The organism is Streptomyces sp. NPDC054796, from assembly GCF_053611545.1.
Window position 1 is genome coordinate 201,315 of the sequence record NZ_JBSHAO010000003.1, and the last position, 18,458, is coordinate 219,772.

The 18,458-nt window shown below is 71.3% G+C and carries 19 protein-coding genes and 1 pseudogene; 4 read left to right on the top strand and 16 right to left on the bottom strand.

Going from position 1 to position 18,458, the window contains the following annotated elements; translation table 11 throughout:
- The first annotated feature begins 134 nt into the window (after window positions 1–134).
- The 3 genes and pseudogenes from ACWGJ2_RS04145 to ACWGJ2_RS04155 all read left to right on the top strand — a co-directional run.
- A complete protein-coding gene (locus tag ACWGJ2_RS04145) occupies window positions 135–1,397 on the top strand; it encodes a glycoside hydrolase domain-containing protein (RefSeq protein ID WP_453344375.1) in 1,263 nt (420 codons plus the stop codon).
- A gap of 154 nt (window positions 1,398–1,551) precedes the next feature.
- Window positions 1,552–2,124: a SigE family RNA polymerase sigma factor gene (locus tag ACWGJ2_RS04150; RefSeq protein WP_453344376.1), complete on the top strand. Its 573-nt coding sequence runs from the start codon at window positions 1,552–1,554 to the stop codon at window positions 2,122–2,124.
- Between the two features lie 282 nt (window positions 2,125–2,406).
- Window positions 2,407–2,637, top strand: a pseudogene (locus ACWGJ2_RS04155) (fatty acid--CoA ligase); the annotation flags it as partial.
- A gap of 97 nt (window positions 2,638–2,734) precedes the next feature.
- Here ACWGJ2_RS04155 and ACWGJ2_RS04160 read toward each other — a convergent pair.
- The 4 genes from ACWGJ2_RS04160 to ACWGJ2_RS04175 all read right to left on the bottom strand — a co-directional run bounded on the left by ACWGJ2_RS04160 (window position 2,735) and on the right by ACWGJ2_RS04175 (window position 5,465).
- A complete protein-coding gene (locus ACWGJ2_RS04160; RefSeq protein WP_453344377.1) occupies window positions 2,735–3,871 on the bottom strand; it encodes a methyltransferase domain-containing protein in 1,137 nt (378 codons plus the stop codon).
- Window positions 3,868–4,746 (bottom strand): radical SAM protein, encoded by an 879-nt coding sequence (locus tag ACWGJ2_RS04165; RefSeq protein ID WP_453344378.1) that lies wholly within the window; start codon window positions 4,744–4,746, stop codon window positions 3,868–3,870. The genes ACWGJ2_RS04160 and ACWGJ2_RS04165 overlap by 4 nt, the downstream gene beginning before the upstream one ends.
- Window positions 4,743–4,901 (bottom strand): hypothetical protein, encoded by a 159-nt coding sequence (locus ACWGJ2_RS04170; RefSeq protein WP_453344379.1) that lies wholly within the window; start codon window positions 4,899–4,901, stop codon window positions 4,743–4,745. Before ACWGJ2_RS04170 ends, ACWGJ2_RS04165 begins: the two co-directional genes overlap by 4 nt.
- 312 nt (window positions 4,902–5,213) lie before the next feature.
- Window positions 5,214–5,465, bottom strand: coding sequence for a hypothetical protein (locus ACWGJ2_RS04175; RefSeq protein ID WP_453344380.1), 252 nt, complete (start codon window positions 5,463–5,465; stop codon window positions 5,214–5,216).
- Window positions 5,466–5,896: 431 nt separating this feature from the next.
- Here ACWGJ2_RS04175 and ACWGJ2_RS04180 point away from each other — a divergent pair, with 431 nt between their 5' ends.
- Window positions 5,897–7,249, top strand: a complete 1,353-nt coding sequence (locus tag ACWGJ2_RS04180) for a transcriptional regulator (protein WP_453344381.1) — start codon at window positions 5,897–5,899, stop codon at window positions 7,247–7,249.
- A gap of 61 nt (window positions 7,250–7,310) precedes the next feature.
- On the opposite strand, the gene ACWGJ2_RS04185 is transcribed toward ACWGJ2_RS04180, so the two are convergent.
- From ACWGJ2_RS04185 to ACWGJ2_RS04240, 12 genes are all read right to left on the bottom strand, one after another.
- Window positions 7,311–7,700 (bottom strand): winged helix-turn-helix domain-containing protein, encoded by a 390-nt coding sequence (locus ACWGJ2_RS04185; protein WP_453344382.1) that lies wholly within the window; start codon window positions 7,698–7,700, stop codon window positions 7,311–7,313.
- Between the two features lie 40 nt (window positions 7,701–7,740).
- Window positions 7,741–8,004, bottom strand: coding sequence for a hypothetical protein (locus ACWGJ2_RS04190; protein ID WP_453344383.1), 264 nt, complete (start codon window positions 8,002–8,004; stop codon window positions 7,741–7,743).
- Window positions 8,001–8,234, bottom strand: coding sequence for a hypothetical protein (locus tag ACWGJ2_RS04195; RefSeq protein WP_453344384.1), 234 nt, complete (start codon window positions 8,232–8,234; stop codon window positions 8,001–8,003). The genes ACWGJ2_RS04190 and ACWGJ2_RS04195 overlap by 4 nt, the downstream gene beginning before the upstream one ends.
- A gap of 61 nt (window positions 8,235–8,295) precedes the next feature.
- Complete coding sequence (locus ACWGJ2_RS04200) at window positions 8,296–9,129, bottom strand: glycoside hydrolase family 25 protein (RefSeq protein WP_453344385.1); 834 nt, start codon at window positions 9,127–9,129, stop codon at window positions 8,296–8,298.
- Window positions 9,130–9,197: 68 nt separating this feature from the next.
- A complete protein-coding gene (locus ACWGJ2_RS04205) occupies window positions 9,198–11,252 on the bottom strand; it encodes a glycosyl hydrolase family 28-related protein (protein ID WP_453344386.1) in 2,055 nt (684 codons plus the stop codon).
- Entirely contained in the window at window positions 11,249–11,986 is a 738-nt protein-coding gene (locus ACWGJ2_RS04210; RefSeq protein ID WP_453344387.1) for a hypothetical protein, read from the bottom strand. The genes ACWGJ2_RS04205 and ACWGJ2_RS04210 overlap by 4 nt, the downstream gene beginning before the upstream one ends.
- Window positions 11,983–13,095: a hypothetical protein gene (locus ACWGJ2_RS04215; protein WP_453344388.1), complete on the bottom strand. Its 1,113-nt coding sequence runs from the start codon at window positions 13,093–13,095 to the stop codon at window positions 11,983–11,985. Before ACWGJ2_RS04215 ends, ACWGJ2_RS04210 begins: the two co-directional genes overlap by 4 nt.
- Window positions 13,096–13,110: 15 nt before the next feature.
- A complete protein-coding gene (locus ACWGJ2_RS04220; RefSeq protein WP_453344389.1) occupies window positions 13,111–14,097 on the bottom strand; it encodes a hypothetical protein in 987 nt (328 codons plus the stop codon).
- A gap of 13 nt (window positions 14,098–14,110) precedes the next feature.
- On the bottom strand, window positions 14,111–14,983 hold the full coding sequence (locus ACWGJ2_RS04225; RefSeq protein WP_453344390.1) for a phage distal tail protein: 873 nt from the start codon (window positions 14,981–14,983) through the stop codon (window positions 14,111–14,113).
- Window positions 14,984–14,987: 4 nt separating this feature from the next.
- Window positions 14,988–17,201 carry a phage tail protein gene (locus ACWGJ2_RS04230; protein ID WP_453344391.1) on the bottom strand — a complete coding sequence of 738 codons (2,214 nt, stop codon included), beginning with the start codon at window positions 17,199–17,201 and terminating at the stop codon, window positions 14,988–14,990.
- Between the two features lie 257 nt (window positions 17,202–17,458).
- Window positions 17,459–17,938: a hypothetical protein gene (locus ACWGJ2_RS04235; RefSeq protein WP_453344392.1), complete on the bottom strand. Its 480-nt coding sequence runs from the start codon at window positions 17,936–17,938 to the stop codon at window positions 17,459–17,461.
- Window positions 17,935–18,453: a phage tail tube protein gene (locus ACWGJ2_RS04240; RefSeq protein WP_453344393.1), complete on the bottom strand. Its 519-nt coding sequence runs from the start codon at window positions 18,451–18,453 to the stop codon at window positions 17,935–17,937. Before ACWGJ2_RS04240 ends, ACWGJ2_RS04235 begins: the two co-directional genes overlap by 4 nt.
- Window positions 18,454–18,458: the final 5 nt, after the last annotated feature.

Genomic DNA, 18,458 nt, shown 5'->3' on the forward strand with positions numbered 1-18,458 from the left:
TGCCGTACGGGACTGCGCCGTACGGGTGGCTTCCGTAGCCTTCGGGCGCGCCGGGGCGTGGCAGACGGCTGAATCCGGCGCGGCGCAGGGCGAGCCTGAGCCACGGAGCGCGGGGCAGCTTCTTCACTCGCCCTATGCGCCAGAAAAATCACATCATCCGACGGTTGGTTGTCCTGGTGGCGACGCTTGCCTCGCTGTTCGCCGCGGGAGTCGCACCGGCGGCGTCCACCGCTCCCGTCGCCGCTCCGTCCGACGGTGACCAGGGCGTGGGGCCAGATCCCGTAACCGGCTCCTACCCGGGCGCCCCGGGTTCCCCGGTCTCCCCGGGTTCCGCGGCCTCCCCGGGGCCCCAGGGGTCCGCCGGGCAGGGCCTGCCCCCGGGCTTGCCGGGCCAGTCGCAGGGCGGCATGCCGGGTCTGGGCCAGCCCCAGGGCGTGCCCGGTCAGGGCCAGGGCCAAGGTGTACCGGGTCAGGGCCAGGGCGTGCTGGGCCAGCCCCAGAGCGTGCCGGGTCAGGGCCAGGGAACCGGACCGGCCGCCGACGGCCTCACCGCGCCCCGCAACGGCGCCGGAACCGCCGCGGGGAGCGTCGCCCGTACGGACGCGGCCGACGCCGCGCTGGGCAGAGCGCACCGCCCAGCCACCCAGGGCACGACCGGCGACCCCCGCGCCATGGGCGCCCGCGTCTTCGAGGGCCAGGGCTTCGACACCTGCCAGGCACCCTCGGTCGCCACCATGAACGCCTGGCGGCAGTCCTCCCCGTACCGCGCCGTGGGCATCTACTTCGGCGGCCACGGCCGGGGCTGCTCGCAGCCGAACCTCACCAGGGCATGGGTGGAGCAGGTCAGCCGCATGGGCTGGAACCTCATCCCGACGTACGTCGGCTCACAGGCCCCCTGCGTCGGCTCCAAGCACAAGCGCAAGGCGGCCATGAGCCACCACGAGCCCTACGCGCGCGGCGCGAAGGAGGGCCAGGACGCGGTCAGCAAGGCCCAGGCCCTCGGGATGAAGCCCCGCAGCGCCCTCTACCTCGACATGGAGGCGTACGACCGGGGCAACACACGCTGCGCCGACACCACCCTGCGCTTCATCAAGGGATGGAACCGCGCGGTGAGCGGCGCGGGCTATCTGCCCGGCTTCTACAGCAGCGCGAACTCCGGGATCGCCCACCTCGAACAGGCCCGCGCCGCCGGGCACGGCGACCTGCCCGCCGCGATGTGGTTCGCGCGCTGGAACGTACCGGCCTCGGTGGACGGCGAGTCCCGGATGAACCGTGAGGCGTGGCAGCCGCACCGTCGCATCCACCAGTTCGAGGGCAACGTGAAGCGCAAGCACGGCGGCCGGACGCTGCACATCGACCGCAACCTCGTCGACGCGCCGGTGGCCATCGTGGAATGAGGCAGGGGTGATCCCTGACGCACCCTGATGCCTGAGCCGTACGGTCTCCACCTTCAGGAGGTGTAGGCGGAGGCCGCCGTACGCCCAGAGGCGGAGGCGCCATCGGGACCTCCGGGCGATCCCCGGAGGGCGCCCCCGCTTCTAGCGTTGAGCCATGACCACGCCTGGGACTGTCCGGACCGCCCGGACCACCTCGTCGACCGTGACGCCTCTGACGTTCACGTCGTACGTGCGGGCGCGCGGGCCGGTGCTGCTGCGCACCGCCCGCTCGCTCACGGCCGACCCGCGCGACGCGGAAGACCTGCTCCAGACCGCGCTCACCAAGACGTACCTGGCGTGGGAGCGGATAGCGGACCACCGCGCGCTGGACGGCTATGTGCGGCGCGCACTGCTCAACACGCGTACGTCGCAGTGGCGCAAGCGCAGGGTCGACGAGTTCTCCTGCGAGGAACTGCCCGAGCCCGAACCGCTGCCCGGCCCCGACCCGGCGGAACAGCAGGCGCTGCGGGACGCGATGTGGCGCGCTGTGCTGAAGCTTCCAGCTCGGCAGCGGGCGATGGTGGTGCTGCGCTATTACGAGGATCTGAGCGAGGTGCAGACGGCCGCGGTGCTCGGTGTGTCCGTGGGGACGGTGAAGAGCGCGGTGTCGCGCGCACTGGCGAAGCTCCGCGAGGACCCCCAACTGGCCTCCGACACCCTCACGGACGACCACCTGACAGCGGCCTGACGTCCCCTTCGCGGGGTGCGGAAGGGAACGGTGGGTTGCCGCTTCACGGGGGTGTCGCGCGGGACGGGTGGGCACAACCCACCCGCCGGTCCGCAGCCGCGCACGAAAGCCCAAGGGGCACCGGCAGAGCGCCCCCTGTGAAGGGGAGGGTTGTTCAAGAGGGGACGTTCAGGGGGTGTCAACCCCGTGACATACCGGGCGGTCGGTGGCAGGCTTCCGGCAGATGGGCTCGTTACGCATCAGTAACGAGCCCTCCGCATCCGCATACCTCGGGAGGCCCCGGTGCTGAGCACGATGCAGGACGTACCGCTGACCATCTCGCGCATCCTGCGCCACGGCTCGACGGTCCACGGCCGCTCGCAGGTCACGACCTGGACCGGCGAAGGCGCCCCGGGCCCGCACCGGCGCTCGTTCGCGGAGATCGGCGACCGCGCGGCCCAGCTCGCGCACGCACTGCGCGACGAACTCGGCGTCGCCCGCGACGACCGCGTCGGAACCCTCATGTGGAACAGCATGGCTAAAACACTCGCGGTGTGACCTGCAACAACGCGCAAGCAGCGCCCCCGGCAGTCCGACTGCCGGGGGCGCTGTCGTACTCAGCGGGTCTTGATCAGCTCAGCTTGGTGCGCCACTTCCCGCGGGCGAGGATCATTGTTCCGTCTGGGGAGATGTGCACCCGTGCCCCGCGTACGGGTAGCTCGCCGTTGGTGAGCCAGTATCCGCGGATGTCGTCGAGCAAGTCCCACAGCGGGCGCGGGCCGCCCTGGTGCACGGTCGGCCGCTCGCTCCCGTTGCCGACGGCGCGTGCCCATGAGCCGTCGGCGTGCGCCATGACCGCGATCCGGGTGTCGCCTTCCTCGTGGTACTCGTGCTCGATCCCGGGCGCGCTCAAGTCGAGCATGGAAGACAAGTCCCACGCGTTGGCCACGTCGACGACGGGGTACGGCCCGGTCATCACCTCGCCGTCGTCGCGCTCGCGGGCAGAGGCGAGCTGGGCGGCGAGGCCGGGCGGGTAGTCCTCGCCGTGGCGGGTCGGCATGAACCCGGCCCGCTCCCATTCGACGCGTCCGACCGCGCTACCGTCCTCCCGCTTGTCGGCGGTGACCAGCAGAGAGGTTCCGGTGAGGGTGGTGACGAGTCGGCCCCCGGTGCGCAGGGCGGCCAGCCAGCAGGCAGGCACGGGACGCACGGACACGGTGGCGATGATCCGGTCGAAGGTGCCGGGGAGTGAGCTGGTGGCGTCGACGGCTTCAAGGGTGGGGTGAAGACCGATCGCGTCCAGCCGGGCGCGGGCCGCGTCGACGAGGTACGGGTCGACATCCACGCTCGTCACGCGCCCGCTGCCGAGCCGGTGGGCAGCAAGCGCGGCGCCGTAGCCGGACCCGGTCCCCACTTCCAGCAGATCGCTTGTGTCAGCGAGGCGCGCGAGCTGGGCCATGCGGACGAGGAGGCTCGGGAGCGTGGCCGAGGAGGTCGGGCGCCCGGTGGGCTGATCATCGGGCTTGGCGTGGTCGGCGTGGAGGGGACCTACGCGTGTGATGAGGGACGTGTCGCTGTAGGCGGCATCGGCCCACATGTGGTCGTCGTCGGCGCCGTGGCGCAGTACCCACCCCTCGCCTGTGTCGGTGCGGTCCCACCAGTTCGGTGCGAACGGGTGCCGGGGCGTGGCAGCCACGGGGCGGCGCCAGCGTGAGCCGCGCGTGGTGACGATGTCGGCGAGTTCGGCGGCTCTACGTTCCCAGATCACGCGAGGACTCCACGGGGGTTGAGGGCGGGGGCAACGCCGTAGGCAGGCGGGCAGGCGACGGTGTTGGCGGGGTCGCAGTCGCCTGAATCGTCCGGAGGGCAGGCCCCGTGGGGTGCGGGAATGGTGGCTTCGATCTCGGCCCATGCGTCGCTGGTGAGGATGTCGGCGAGCGGGGTCTCGCGGACGTTCCCGGCAGGGAGGAAACGGCTCAGGATGCAGCCGTACACGTCACCGTCGGGGGAGACGGCGACGCGGTGCCGGAAGCAGTGCCCGCACAGCTCGTCGACGCTCGGCTCGGCGAGGGCGTCGGCGGCGCGTCCCACTTTGCGGGTGCGGTCCATGCGGATCTGATCGACGCCTAACCGGCGCAGTTCGGCCGCGGCCTGCTCGACGCGCTGCCCCTCCAGCACTCGGACGATGCCCGCGCGTATCGGGATGCCGCGCTGGACGGCTTCGGTGATGTTGGCGCGGATGCGGTCGAGGCTTCGAGTGCGCGTGATCGTCTCGTGCTGGGCCCGGTCGTCGCTGTAGTAGGAGACACCGAGGCTCACCCCGGTCTGATCGAACGTGCGCCACAGGGACGGCCGGACGTGCGTGAGGTTCGAGTACACCTCGACGGCGAGACCGGCGGCGAGGGCCTGGTCGACGAAGCGGGGGAGGTATGGAGAGAGGGTCGGTTCACCGCCGATGAACTGAACGGTCGGAATGCCGAGGGCGGCTACGTCCTCGATGACCTGGGACCAGTCCTTGCGGGTCATCGATCCGGGGGACGCCTGCGGGCTGCTGCTGGTGCAGCAGTGGAGGCAGCGTTCGTTGCACGTGCCGGTGATCTCCAGCTCAACCGAGCGGATCGCGGTAACGGCAGGGATGGTCACTTGTCCCCCTTCTTGTCCTTGGTGCCTGGTGTGTGGGTGCGTACGCGACGATCCGCGAGCTTGCCTTGGTCGCCTTCGGACTTGGGGCGTTCGCGGCTCAGCCCGGCGCGCGCGGCGGCGATGGTGTCCTTGCCCTTACCTTTGCCCTTGGCCATATGGTCCTCTTCTTACGGGTGGATGGGTGCGACCCTGGCCCGATTCGGTCGCCATGGGGTGGCACTGAGGTGCCCGGCCCAGGTGGCGCGCTGTTCCCAGGTTGACGCCACCTGGGCCGGGGCTTCCCGCCCGTGTCGGGGCCGCCGCGGGGGAGCCGCGGGGGATGCGTTGGCCTCGCCGACACGGCGGGAGTCTTTATCTGCTCGCCCAGGCGGTAGCGAGGACGAAGCCCATGCCGACACTGACGCCGAGCAGTAAGGCCGGACCGGCGATACCGCATGTGGTCATGACGCGGCGTTTCAGACAGCGGATCATGTGGCGGTTCCCTTCGGGGTGTCTTGTGCGACGACGCCCGCGTTGCGGCGCTCCTTCTCGGTGGCCAGGCGCGCGCGGACGGGTGGGCAGTCCCATTCCCGACCCCCGCCGGGTGGGCGGAGTTGGAGGTACCTGCCCGTGTTGTCCATGACGCGGCCGACGCGCCCGCGCCCGGTGTCGACCACGTAGACGCCGACGCGGTAGGTAGTCGGAGGCTGAGGGGCCGGGGTGCCGCTGGGGGTGGTCATGGGTGCTCGCTCCTGTCTCGCGCGTCCGGCGAGGGCTCCGCGCACGAATGCGCGTGCTCGGCCGACTGACGAGGGGGCGTGGGCGAACTGCCGCTAGTGGTGCGGGCCGCCTTACTCGCGCACGGCGGGGCGGGGCGCGCGTCCGTCGTGCTGTCGGGGGTGCGGTACCACGCGACGACCTGCTCGCGGTGGGGCAGGGTCGCGCCTTGCGCGCGGCGCGGTAAGGGGGCGGCGCCGCCGACTGCCCGAGCTGCCGTGTGTGCCTGCGAGTTGGTCCGGGCGTCCCGTTCCGCATCAGTCATTTGCTGGCCTCCCCGGTACCGGTTCGGTTCGTGTAACTAGGCAACAGCCGGGGCGCAAATGCGGGTACCGTCGAGGGGGGTGTCGAAGGGTGTCGTTTCCACTACCCCCCGTCGTAGAAGGTTGTGAGCATGAAGGCGCCGAACGACAAGCTCGAACAGTGGCTAGACCGGTCTCGGATGAGCCGCGGAGAACTGGCGCGGCGGGTGAAATCCAAGGCGACGCAGTGGAACCAGCCCCACATTTCACCGGGTACGACGCGGGTTCGGTTCTGGCTCCAAGGTGAGCGACCGCGTGCGCCGCTCCCCGACATCCTCGCGGCGGTCTTCTCGGATCACTTCGGGTTCCGGGTCACAACGTACGATCTCGGGCTCGGTGAAAGCGGCGGGGCGGATGCCGCGCTCGTGTACAACTCCTCGTACGCGGCTACCGTGGAAGTCGTCGCAGACCTGGGGAGAGCTGACGTGGATCGACGCAAGTTCCTTTCAGCCGCACCGTTCGCGGCCGTTGCTGGTGTAGGGCCCTCGCGCGACTGGTTGATGAACACCCTCGACCAGGAGCCGGAACCGGGCCCCCGCGTGCGGTTGGAAGATGTGACCGCCGTGAAGAACATGTTCGAGACGTTCCAACAGATGGACATCTTCCAGGGCGGCGGGTCCGGTCGGCTGGTGCTGGCCGAGTACATGACTCAGCACGTTTATCCGCTGTTGCGCCGGACTCACACCGACGAAGTTCGGCGGGCGCTGTGTGGTGCTGCGGCCGAGCAGACGTACTTGCTCGGCTGGATGTCCTACGACGCAGGAAAGCAAGGGACCGCGCAGCGGTACTTGATTCAGTCGCTCAGGCTCGCCGAGGAGTCGCACAACCCGGCGCTCGGCGCCCACGTGCTCGCGGGCATGGCCGATCAAGCGACGCTGCTCGGCGACCCTGCCGAGGGTCGGCGGCTCGCTCAGGCGGGGCGCCATGGACTGTCGCGGACCCAGTCTCCGGCCTGCCTCGCGGACCTGTGGTGTCTGGAGGCGCGCGCGCTCGCGCAGCTCGGCGAGAAGGTGGCCGCCGCACACGCGGTCGTGCAGTCCGAGAAGGCTTACGAGGTCGTGCGGGAGGAGAGCGAACAGGCGTGGGCCGAGTTCATCGACCCTGCGTACCTGCACGGCGAGCACGCGAACACCTTCCGGGACCTGGGCGACTCCTCGGCGGCGGAGGAGCACGCGCGCCGCTCCATCGACCACGCCAAGAAGCAGCGGCGGGCCCGGCGCGGAGCGATGTCACAGGCGGCCTTGTCTGTTTCTTATTTGCAACGCAAAGACCTCGAATCGGCGTACGCGGCCGGTATGCGCACGCTGTCGCTGGCCAAACAGGTCAAGTCGTCGCGCGCCGTAGAGGCTGTGCAGGATCTACAGCGGCGGATGCAGCCCTTCGGAACTGATCGGCTGGTCGCCGACTTCAACGAGCGGGCCCGCGAGCTGACCGCCGCGGCGTAACCGCGCCAACGGCAAGAAGCCCCCCGTCCGGCCGTAGCCGGGCGGGGGGGCGTCGCTGTGTCTACGGTTCCAGTGTGCTGCGGATGCGGGCTGCGATATCGGGGTGTCCCTCGACCTCCAGGGACCCGGCGAGGTCGAGCGCGCGGCGAACGGTGGCCTCTGCCTGCTCGGCACGGTCGGCCTCACGGCCAGCCATGGCCCAGGCCACATCGCGCTCACGCCGTAGCGCGGTGAGCTCGGGGTCGCGCACGAACATCCCACGACCGGCGAGCACGGCTACGGCGTCAGTCGCGCGGAGCTCCGCGAGGCCAGCGCGCACGGTCGGGCGCGTGACACCGAACTCCGCAGCGAGAGTTTCCTCAGCAGGAAGGGCCGAGCCGGGCGGGTACGTGCCATCAGCGATACGGGCCCTGATGGTGCTTTCGATCTCTCGGTACTTCGGCGTAGTCACACGGGCAGAATGCCACGGCGGACGATGACGGGCGGCGCCATCAGCGGGCGGCGAGCTGCCACAGGGTGAGGGCGAGGCCGATGACGGCGACCAGGGCGGCGATGCTCGGCAGGGGCCAGCGCGCCCGCTCCAGTGAGGCGAGGCGGGCGTCATGATCGGCGAGCTGCTTCTCGCTCTGATCACTTCGCTGGACGAGCAGCGCGAGCGCGCCGTCGGTCTTGGCGAACCCGACCTCGACCGACCTCCGCAACCGCTCCAGTTCGAGCGTCACGGAAGCCGGATCAGTGGGGGGCGGCGAGGTCATCGGGCGGTGTCGCTCCCGTCGTCGAGGCCGAGGCCGACGCGGTCGAGCAGGGCCTCGACCTGGGGCAGCGCCATGACGCGGGCGAGGCCGCCCGCGACGGCGAGAGCCCCGACGACCCACGGCAGGGACTCGGGGATGCCAGACGCAGAGACGATCGCGGGCAGAGCGACGGCGATAGCCACGGTGGTCTGAATGATGGTGCGGACGGTGCGCTTGGTGGCGGGGGACATGGGGGGTGAACCTCTCTGGGGGAAGTGGGAAACGGGCCAGCGGCGGACGTGGGCCCGGGGACTATCGGCCGTAGGCGAGGCGGTGCAGCTTGGCCCAGCCCTTCGGGCCGATGGCCGAGTCGTAGCTCTTGCCTTCGGCGCGGTACTCCGGATGCGCGTTGTGGAAGGCGGCGACGGCCTTCTGAGTCGCGGGGCCGTAGTTGTCGGACTCCTTGACGCCCGCGGCCATGAACCCGGCGGCCTTCGCCGCGCGCTGGAGGGGCTTCGCGGACGGCTTGGCCTTGCCGGGAGCGAGACCGGTCGGGAAGGCGGGCGGGGTGTACGGCTTCGGTGCGGTGCCGTCCTTGTCGGCCCACTTGCGCAGCGCGGCCCGGTCCTTGAAGTCGCCGACGTTCTTGTCGATGGGGTTGTCGGTGTACTGGTGGAAGCGCCACGCGTGCTTGACGCTGGGCTTTCCCGGCTTGCCGTTGTATTGCGCGATCCACAGCGCGTCGCCCGCGTTGCTGGTGGTGTCGCGGCGGGTCCAGTAATCCACATTGCAGTACAGCCCGACGCGGTGGGTCTTCCCGCGCAGCCTCTTGACCTCGGCGAGGAACTGGTCCTTCTCCGCGCAGGAGACGGACGGGTCTTCCCAGTCCGCGAACAGCATGTCGCCGTGCAGGCTGGCGCACTTCTCGACGAAGTACCGGGCCTGTTCCTTCATGCCGCTGGAGCCGCGAAGGAAGTGGTAGAAGCCGACGACGAGCCCGGCCTCGCGGGCGCGCTTCGCCTGCGCGACCTGCTTGGGGTTGATGTACGACGTGCCTTCGGTGGCCTTGACGATGACGAAATCGAGATCCTTTGTGCTGTAGCCCGTGGACTGGTACGACGACACGTCGATGCCGCGAACGGTCATAGGGGATGCCTCCTGGGCATGAGAAAACGCCCGCGGCGCGGTGCCGGGGCGTGCGGTGTTCGGGCTGCCTACGCGGCGGCAGGGGTGATGACGGGGTCGTTGCCGTAGACGATCGTTCCGGACGGTACGGACGCGCCGCGCCCGCCGGTGACCCGGTTCAGCGACACGTTGGCGTGTGACCCGCCGCTCGGCACGTTGATGCCGAGCGTTGCGCCTGCGTTGGCGGCGCGGATGAAATTCCCGGTGATCTGTGTGGCGTCGCCATCGGACTTGATGCCGTCACCGCTGTACCCGCTGACGATGTTGTTGGAGATGATGCAGCCCCCGGCCTGCGTGGCACCGGAGTGCGTCTCGATCTGGATCGCGCCGTATCCCGGGCCCCCGACGTTGTTCAGGACATTGCCTGTGATCAGCACGCCGTCGCTTTTGCTCTTGCCGGACGTGACCATGACCCCGGCCCGGTAGCCGCTCCTGTTCGACCCGCCGATTCGGTTGTTGGCGATGACGGAGTCGTACCAGTCATAGGCCCGGATGCCGTAGGAGAGGCTGTCGGCAACGGTGTTGCCGATGACGGAGATGCGCCGGTAGACGCTGGCGGTGTCGCTGGCGTGTGAGCCGACGAGCAGACCCCAGGGCCCGCACGCTGCTGACGGGCCGGTGTAGCAGCCAGTCACGGTGATATCCCGCGAGTGCGTGCCGTCGTACGGCAAGCCGCCTTCGAGTCCTTCCGCGCCGAGCGCGGCGTCGATCTGGATCGCCTCGGTGGTCTGCGGCGAGTCGATTTTCGGTACGCAGCCCTCGAACTGGCAGTGAGCCACCGTGGCGTTGCTGATCGCGTTCAGCTCGACAGCGTGATTGCTGGGCTGATCGATGACGCGCACGTGATCGATCGTGATTCCCTCGGCGTGGGCGAACGCGAACATGTTCCCGCTGCCGACCTTGTCCGGGGCGTTGCCGTCCCAGGTGCCGCCCGTGATCCGGATGCGGCCGTGCCCGGTGTACCCGGGGCGGGTCTCGGCGCCGTCGAAGTTCTGCACCATCCGCGCCGAGAGGGACAGGCCGCGGCGGACGATGGCGCCGTTGTCGGCGGCGATGGTGACGCCCTCGCGGACGTACAGGCACGGCGCGGGCCACTCACCCGCGGGGCTGTTCATGAGGTAGACGCCGACGGGGATTCGGACGGTGCCGCCCCCGGCGGCGCCCGCGGCGAGCAGAGCCGCGCGGAACGCGGGTGCGTCGTCAGCGACGCCGTCGCCCCGCGCACCGAAGCTGCGGACGTTGTAGGTGTCCGAGCTGCTGCTCGCGGGGAGCTGCGCGGGCGGAATCTTGCCTGTGTCGTCGAGGGTGGCGACGCCGCCGGGGGCGCCGAGCTGGTCGGCGGGGACGGCGTCCACGTCGGCCGCGGTGTAGGCGGGTCGCTGGGCCGGGACGAGGCGCCCGTCGGCATCGAGCTGGGCGACGCCGCCAGGGGCGCCCGGCGCGGTGTCGGGCACGGCGTGCACGTCGTCCGCGTCGAGCACGATGTCGGGGCCAAAGTCGCCGTTGACGCTGTTCACGCTGCCATCGCCCGGGTCGCCCTTTGGGCCCTGCGGTCCGACGGGGCCCGGGTCGCCCTGCGGTCCGGCGGGCCCGACCGAGCCGGCGGGTCCGGGCGGCCCGATGAGAGAGTCGAGCCACTGCACCGGAGTGCCCTCGAACCCCTCGACGACTGCCAGCTCGTACGCGGACTGCCCGCGGACGTAGTTGGGCTTGCCCGGGTCGGTCGGCGCCACGTCCGCGAGGTCGACCTCGGGGCGATCGCGCGGCAGCAGCAGCGAGTACGAGCGGTTGCTCGGCACGCCGGATAGCTGCTCGGTGACGGTGTACGTCCAGCCGACGGGGTCCATGCCCGGGGCGTCGGTGGCGGGGAGCACCACGGCGGCGGCGCCCGTGGCGTCGAGCTGGGCGACGACGGGCCCGGCGAGCATCACGTCGGCCGCACCGAACGTCAGCAGCGCGGGCGCGCGGAAGATGAGCTGACCCTTCAAGGGGGTGCCGTCGGGGAGCAAGTAGCGGCCGGTGACGCGGACGGTAGGGATGGACTCGGGGAGCGGTGCCAAAGCGGAGGCCCTTTCGGGGGTCATGCGGCCTCGGCGGCCGACGTGGTGTGGTCGCCCCACAGGCCCGTGCACCAGAGGTTGCCGGTGCCGGTGCCGGAGGTGCGGCGGGTCTGGAGGCGCAGCAGCGTGACGACGCCGTGCGCCTGGCCGTGCTCGCCGGGCAGGACACGGAGGGTGGTGAACTCCTCCGCGCCGCCTGTGGCGGTGAGGGTGGGGCCGAGCTGCTGCGGGGTGTCGCCCGTGCCCATGACGAGCCGCGCCTCGCACGTGGTGCCCGCGGGGGCGTGGAGCGAGAACGTAGCGACGAGCACAGCGTGTTGTACGCGCCACTGCCCGACGAGCGCGGACGACCAGGAGCTCGACGACATGGGTACGGCGCCGGTCATGGGGATGGGCACCCACGGTCGGCCGAGATAGCCGTCGGCGTGCGCGTCGTCCATCACGATCACGTCGGCGTCGCGGCTGAACATGCGCACCATCTGGCCTGATGCGCTGACCTCGTCTCCCACAGTGACGGCCCGGGAGCCGTCCGCGCGGCCCAGGCCGACGCCCCAATCGCCCTCGCGGGTCTGGCCGACGGTGAACGTATGCGTCCCGTCGGGGGTCTTGGCGACGAGCTGTCCGCCCTCGCCGATCACCACGTCGCCGCCGAGAACGGAGTCGAGCGCGGGCCGGATCTGCGACCGGCCTCGCAAGGTCCGCACCTCGCGTTCGAGCTTGGCGATGCGGTCGAGCAGATCACGGGGAACGGCGGTCATGCTTCGGGCACCTCCAGGTACAGGCGCGCCGTCTCGGGGCGGCCACGCTCGGGCGGGGTGATGGACATGCCGACGACGCGGTACCGCTGGTCGAGCGCGGTCGGGTGCCACAGGTCGCGGATGCGCACGCGCACGGTGGCGCCGATCAGGGCCGGGGTGATGATGCCGCCGAGCAGTACCTCGACCTCGGGTATCTGCTGCGGGCGTCGGGCGGCGGCGAGGTCGGCGCGCGCGTACGCGTCGAGCGTGCCCTGTTCCTCTACGGTCGTGTAGTCCGACGTGCCATCCAGCCGCGGCCACCCGTCGGCGATGTCCTGCTCGGCCACCAGCCGCGGGGAGAGCAGGGGAACGCTGTCTTCGGTCTGGTTGCGGTTGATGCTCGCGCCGCGGGAGCGCCACGCGGTCGCCATGCTGGTCGCGTCAGCGGGCCACGTGTAGGACAGGACGGGGCCGGGGTGGTCGAGCACCACGTCGACGGCGCCCGCGCTCAGCACCGGGGCCCCGAGCTGGAGCTGTCGCACGCGGCGCCGCTCGCCGTCCCGGAAGCTCGCGATACGCCACTCGAACCCGCCCTCGCTCGCGGCGAGGTCGTCGAGCAGGTCGCCGATGGCGGGGAGGTCGTACCGGGAATACGTACGGTCGCGGAGCACGCCCGATGGGTGCGCGTCCGCGCTGATGCCGAGGTCGCCGCCGGGCACGGCCTGCACGTAGTTGAGCAGGTCGCGCACGATGTCGAACTGATCGCGGCCGGTCGCGGTGTAGTCGTCGTGCAGCAACCGGCGGTAGAGGTAGCTTTCCCAGCTCCCGGCCTGGATCTGTGCGCCGAGGAACCCGCGCTGGTCGGAGGCGAGGGACAGAGTCCACAGGATGCCGCCCCACCACAGGTCGGGCCCGCGCTCGACCCACACGCCGGTACGGCCCGGGGTGAGTGCGCGCCGCGCCCGCTCGGCAAGCTCGCGGTTCGGCACGGGCACGGTGGCGCGGAGCGATCCCGTCTTGCCGATGTAGTCGTCGAGCTGCACGCCCGTGACCGGCAGGGAGTCGATGAGTCGGTCGGTCATCAGGTCGCAGAAGAGGACCCGGTACGTGGTGCGGGGGGTGGGGATCATCGCCGCCCCCTCGCCTCACTGCACGTAGGTGGCGCTCACCCGCATGTTGTTGTCGGTCGCCAGCACCAGGGCGGGTGACCATGTCCGTAGGTAGAGCTGGCCGTCGGCCTCGACGCGTACCGCGCCGTCCCCGTAGCCGTCGGTCGCCAGGGCCTCGACGGTGAAGGGGGGCCGCCAGCCACCGGGCAAGGTGCCGACGAAGGTGTCGGGGAGGTTCGTCTTGTCGCTGAGCGGGCCCCCGGAGCGGCGCAGGTAGACGGAGAAGGTCACGGTGCCGTTGCGGCGGCGGGCGTTGAAGTCGTTCAGCGTCCACCCGGTGGCGGTCGAGAACCCGCTCTCGGTGGTCTGCGCGGGCAACTCCGGGGGCCGGTAGGTGACCCATGCGCCCGTCTCGGATGACCAGCGCTCCAGTACGCCGCCGTTGTCGCGGTACTGGCCGTCATACGCCCCCGCCCACGTCGAGGGGCCGCCGCGCGGCACGATGCCGCCGACGGCGACCGTCCAGCGGCGCCGGTCGGTCAGGGCCGATGCCCAGGCGATACCGCCGGTGGCGGCCGAGGCGCCCGCCCGTACCCGCACGTCCCACAGCGGCAACGAGGCCGGGGGCAGCACGGGCGCCGACGGCGCCCCGGCCGCGGTTCCCCGCACGACCTCGATCGCGGCAAGGGTCTGCCCCTCCACGTCGTACATGCCGTCGTAGATGCGCACGATCACGGTGTCGATGCGGTCGAGGGCGTCACCGTCGCCGAGCGTCAGCGTCTCGGGAGCGTCGACGACCACCGGGTACGGACCCTGCGCCGTCGTGCCCTGCACGGTGGCGCGGCCGACGCCGATCTGTACCGCCATCGCCCCGGCCGGGGTCGCGGCGAGCGGCGCCCCGCCGGGGATGACGCCGCCGCGGGTCGTGAGCGGCCCCTCGGGCACCATCGTGCCCACGGGGGTCACACGGGTGTCCTCGCGGGTCTGCCCCTGGGGCAGCAGCCATGCAGCGCGCACGGTCATGCGGGGGTACTCCTTACCAGAAGGCCGAGCGGTACCGGACGGTCACGGACGCGCCGGGGGTGCCGGTCGCGCGCAGGACGAGAGCCGTCTCGCCGGGGGGAAAGGTGAATGTCTGCTCGGGCACCGAGCGGGGCGTCGCAGCGAACAGCCGCGAGGCGGTGCCGTTGAGGGTGGCCGTGCCCGCGAGGGTGTCGACGATCAGTACGTCGTCGACGGTCAGCGGGAGGTCGTATTCGAGGGCGTCGCCGTTGCCGATGTTCGTAAGCGAGGGCCGTTCCATCGGCCCCCGGAACGTGACCAGGGGGTGTGTCTCGGCGTCGCCCGCGTTGATGACGGTCATCGCGCCGGACTCGCCGGGCTGCCCGAAGTCCAACGGCCACACCAGCGGCCACACGAGACCCGGTTCGGGCGCGGGCAGGGAGGCCGTAGCGGTCCGCTCGACCAGCTCGTACCTGCGCGGGTCGGTGGCCTCGAACTCGACCGCGGCCCCGGCGATGGTGCCGACGCGGTAGCCGAGCCCGGCGGGGATTGCGCGGCGCACCGCACGGGCGTGGACGAGCAGGGGCCCGCGCTCGTCGAGCCACGCGACGAGCGGCAGCTCGTCGATGGTCGGAACGGTGGCGCGGTTCAGGGCGCCAACCACGGCGCCGATGGTCGCCCGCGGGGCGCGCATGATCAGCCCGTCGAGGCCGATTGTGCGCGCCTGCGCGAGCAGCAGGCCCGGTATCGCGCCGTGCGCGGCAGGGCGCAGCACCGTGCCGGAGTCCAGGGCCGGTAGCTCTTCCCATCCGGTGATGGACTGCCACCGGTAGGGGGTGCCGGGGCCGAACAGGAAGTCGCCGTACTGGACATGACCGGGCTTGGTGACCTTGTCGCCGGGCGGCACCAGCTCACCCCCTTGCCTTGGCCAGCCACGCCAACGCCTTGGCGTTGTCGTCGGGGGTGCCGTTCTCGGCCGCGTGCCAGTGCTCGACGTGAACCGTCGCGCCGGACGACGCCGTGCCGTACGGCGTCCCGTACGCGCCCGCCGTGGCGGGTGTCATGGCGGGTACGGCGGGCGGGGTCACCAGGTCCCGCATGGTGCGGTCCAGTGCCGCCGCGCCGCCCTCAATGCCCTTGACCAGTCCGGCGGGAATCCACCTGCCAACCTGTTGCGCCATGACGCGCGAGGGTGAGGCGATCCCGAGCGCCTTCGCGATCGGTCCGGGGATGAGCTCTTTCGCCCACGAGGTGAGCGTCGAGCGCAGCCACGCGCCCATGGAACGGATGCCGGACCACAGGCCGCGGACGATGTCCTTACCCTTGCCGACCAGCAGGTTGCCCAGGTTGCCGAGCGCGGAGGCGAGGCGGGCGGGAAGCCCCCGCATCCACGCCACGGCTTCCAGCCCCTTGGCGATGACGGCGGCGCGGAACCGGAAAAGAGCTTGTGTCCCCTGCACGATCAGCTTCGTGCCGAGCGGTTCGAGGGCGTCATACGCCCTACCGGGCAGGCTGGTGATCCAGTCGACCGCAGCAGAGATGCCCTTGCCGACCCACTCACCGAGCTTGGTCACAGCCTTGGCGATCAGCTCGCCAGCTCGCGATACGGCCTGCTTCGCCAGCTCCCACGCCTGGTCGAAATCGCCGGTCAGCAGCGCGACCAGCGCCCGGATGATCGGGACGACGACGCCGGAGAGCACCGCGGCCAGACCGGACGCCAGGATGCCCGCGAGCGTGCCGACCACGCCGATAATCGGCTCGATGATCGGCATCAGCGCGCCGAGCGCGCCGATCAGCAGATCGCCGAGGGCGACGATCAGCGGAGTCAGGGCAACAAGGATCTTACCGAACGCCTGTGCGAGTACGCCGATCACCGGTGCGAGGGCGGCGATCAGCGCCGAGAGGATAGGCAGGACTGCCAGCGCCAGCCGCGCCAGCACATCGGCGATGGGCCCGACGAGCGCAGGCAGCAGCGCCAGGACCGGCGCCAGTGCGCCCGCCAGGGCGGACACCAGCACCATGACCACCGGGGTCACAGCGGCTATCACCGTGCGCACCGCGTCGAGCAGCGGTGTCAGCGCGGGCAGGACCGCGGCGACCAGGGTGCCGAGGACGGGCAGGAGTGGCGCCAGGGCGCCGACCAGCTCGCCGAACGCCGACGCGGCGGCGGCGAGGATGGGGCCGAGCGCGGCGGCGACCGGCGCCAGGCCCTCGCCGAGCGCGCCGACCAGCGTCGCCAGGGGCGGGCCGAGTGCGGCCAGCGCGGGGCCGAGCGCGCCCGCAAGTTGCGCGATGACCGGGCCGAGCGCGCCCGCCAGTGCGGCCAGCACCGGGCCCCCCGCCGCGGCGAGGGCGCCGACCAGCAGTCCGAGCGCGGGCAGGATCGTGCCGACCGCGCCGAGCAGCCCGCCCAGCCCTTCGGCCGCGCCGCCTGCTCCGGCGGCGACCCCCTCGAAGAACCCGCCCAGGCCCTCGCCGAGGTCGCCGAGGCCCGTTGCCAGGGCGTCGACCACGGGCGCAGCGGCCTCGACCGCGGCGACCAGGCCCGGCAGGACGCCCGCGGCGAGGTTGCCGAGGCCCGTTGCCAGCGGAACGACCAGCGGCGCGGCGCCCTCGAAAAGCTGCCCGATCTGCGGAGCGAGGCTGTCGAACGCGCTGCCGAGCTGTTCGGCGGCGTCGACCAGCGGCCCGACCATGGGCTCGGCGAGCTCGGCTGCCTCGCTCTTGATGTGCTCCGACAGGTCAGAAAAGGCTGACTTGACCTGCGCGTTCTCTTTGAGAACGGCCGCGCCGAGGCCGATCACGGCCAGCGGCACGGCGGCGAGCGCGCCCCCAGCCACCAGGGCCGAGGCCGACAGGGCGAGCGTGGCCGTCTTGGCGACGCCGAGCAGCGGGCCGATACCGGCCAAACCGGCGCCCGCACGCTCCGCGCCACCCCCGACGCCGACACCGAGCGCGGCGCCCATGGCCGCGCCCTCCGCGACGAACCGGCCGCGCATGTCGCGCAACCGCCCGTCGGTGCCCCGCTGTAGAGCGGCGAGAGCAGCCTCGGTCCGGTCGACGCCCCGCTGTGCCCCGGAGTCGTCGAGGTCGATGAAGCCGACCAGCTCGCCGATGGTGAGCAAGGGGGCACCCCCTCACCGCCCGGCGGGCCGCGCGCTATGCAGTTGTGGTTGTTGTGCTGGTCAGACCCCAGTCAGACGGGCGATCTCGTCCGGGTCAGTGACCGTGCGGGGTGTACGGCGCCACGCAGTGGCGAACCGGGACTCGGCAGGAAGCCCAGAGAGCAGCACCAGCAGGCGCCGCGTGCTCACCGTGGCGAGTTGTTCGGCGGTGGTGCCGTAGACGGCGGCGAGATCAGCCTCGACCGCACGCCAGTGGATCAGGACCGCGTGCCAGAAGTCCGCGGCTTCGCCTTCGCCTTGGCCTTGCTCTTCGGCTTGGCTGTGGTCGGCCGCGGCTTGGCTTTTCCCTGCGCGGCCTTGGCCTGCTTGCGCTCGTCGTACAGCTCGGCCGCGCGCTCCATGCTGACGCTGCCGGGCTCGGCGACATTGGCCGTGCCCCACAGAAGAACGATGCCGAGGTGCCGGTCGGACATGCCGCGCTCGCTCCACTCGTCGACCGCGTCCGGGCCGAACAGGCTCGACAGCAGGCGCCGTACGTCCTCGGGGCGGGCGCTGTTCTGCACGCGCTGGAGCTGGAGCGTGAACAGCGCGGGCAGGCTGCCGGGCAGGGTGTAGGTGCGGCCGTACAGCCGCAGCGGGATACCGGGCTTCTCCGGCTCGGCCTGCTCGGCGAAGAACGCGTCGAAGTCGGCGATCTCGACGCCCTGCTCGTCCAGCTCCTGGTCGTACTCGCTCACGCGGCCTCACGCTCCCCCATGGTCTTGCTGCTCTTGCTGGCAAGAGCGGTCACACCAGGCGCCGGGGTCACGGCTTCGCTGGTCGGCGGGCCGCATCGGGTGAAACTCGCGGACCACGACACCTTGTCGTTCGTCTCGCCGCCGCGCTCCCCGGGGCTGACGGTGCACTCCCACACGGCCCATGACGTCTGGCTCTTGTGCCGGTAGCGGACCTGTCCTCTGGACTCCTCGCCGAGACGGTAGGTCCACACGTCGTCGATGTACGCCTGCCCCGGGTCCTGCACGCCGCTGTTCGCGGCATACTTGCCCTCGATACTGAGGGTGGCGCCACGCTGCATGACGTCCTGCTCGTAGTGCCCTTCGCTGTCGAACGTCGTCGTGTCCGCCGTCTCTTCGTTCTCGCTCGGGTTGACGTTCCAGGACGTGAGCCGTCCGATCGTCAGCCACGTACCGGGGGTGGCGTGGTCCTCGACCTCGAATATCCAGTCGCGGGCGGAGATGGGCCGACCGGCCATGGGGT

What these genes read in the sequence shown, in the direction of transcription:
- ACWGJ2_RS04175 (WP_453344380.1), bottom strand. Translation starts at nt 5,465, where the DNA reads ATGACCACCCCCAGCGGCACCCCGGCCCCTCAGCCTCCGACTACCTAC.
- ACWGJ2_RS04170 (WP_453344379.1), bottom strand. Translation starts at nt 4,901, where the DNA reads ATGGCCAAGGGCAAAGGTAAGGGCAAGGACACCATCGCCGCCGCGCGC.
- ACWGJ2_RS04145 (WP_453344375.1), top strand. Translation starts at nt 135, where the DNA reads ATGCGCCAGAAAAATCACATCATCCGACGGTTGGTTGTCCTGGTGGCG.
- ACWGJ2_RS04180 (WP_453344381.1), top strand. Translation starts at nt 5,897, where the DNA reads ATGAAGGCGCCGAACGACAAGCTCGAACAGTGGCTAGACCGGTCTCGG.
- ACWGJ2_RS04220 (WP_453344389.1), bottom strand. Translation starts at nt 14,097, where the DNA reads ATGACCGTGCGCGCTGCATGGCTGCTGCCCCAGGGGCAGACCCGCGAG.
- ACWGJ2_RS04210 (WP_453344387.1), bottom strand. Translation starts at nt 11,986, where the DNA reads ATGACCGCCGTTCCCCGTGATCTGCTCGACCGCATCGCCAAGCTCGAA.
- ACWGJ2_RS04240 (WP_453344393.1), bottom strand. Translation starts at nt 18,453, where the DNA reads ATGGCCGGTCGGCCCATCTCCGCCCGCGACTGGATATTCGAGGTCGAG.
- ACWGJ2_RS04195 (WP_453344384.1), bottom strand. Translation starts at nt 8,234, where the DNA reads ATGTCCCCCGCCACCAAGCGCACCGTCCGCACCATCATTCAGACCACC.
- ACWGJ2_RS04215 (WP_453344388.1), bottom strand. Translation starts at nt 13,095, where the DNA reads ATGATCCCCACCCCCCGCACCACGTACCGGGTCCTCTTCTGCGACCTG.
- ACWGJ2_RS04205 (WP_453344386.1), bottom strand. Translation starts at nt 11,252, where the DNA reads ATGACCCCCGAAAGGGCCTCCGCTTTGGCACCGCTCCCCGAGTCCATC.
- ACWGJ2_RS04200 (WP_453344385.1), bottom strand. Translation starts at nt 9,129, where the DNA reads ATGACCGTTCGCGGCATCGACGTGTCGTCGTACCAGTCCACGGGCTAC.
- ACWGJ2_RS04190 (WP_453344383.1), bottom strand. Translation starts at nt 8,004, where the DNA reads ATGACCTCGCCGCCCCCCACTGATCCGGCTTCCGTGACGCTCGAACTG.
- ACWGJ2_RS04150 (WP_453344376.1), top strand. Translation starts at nt 1,552, where the DNA reads ATGACCACGCCTGGGACTGTCCGGACCGCCCGGACCACCTCGTCGACC.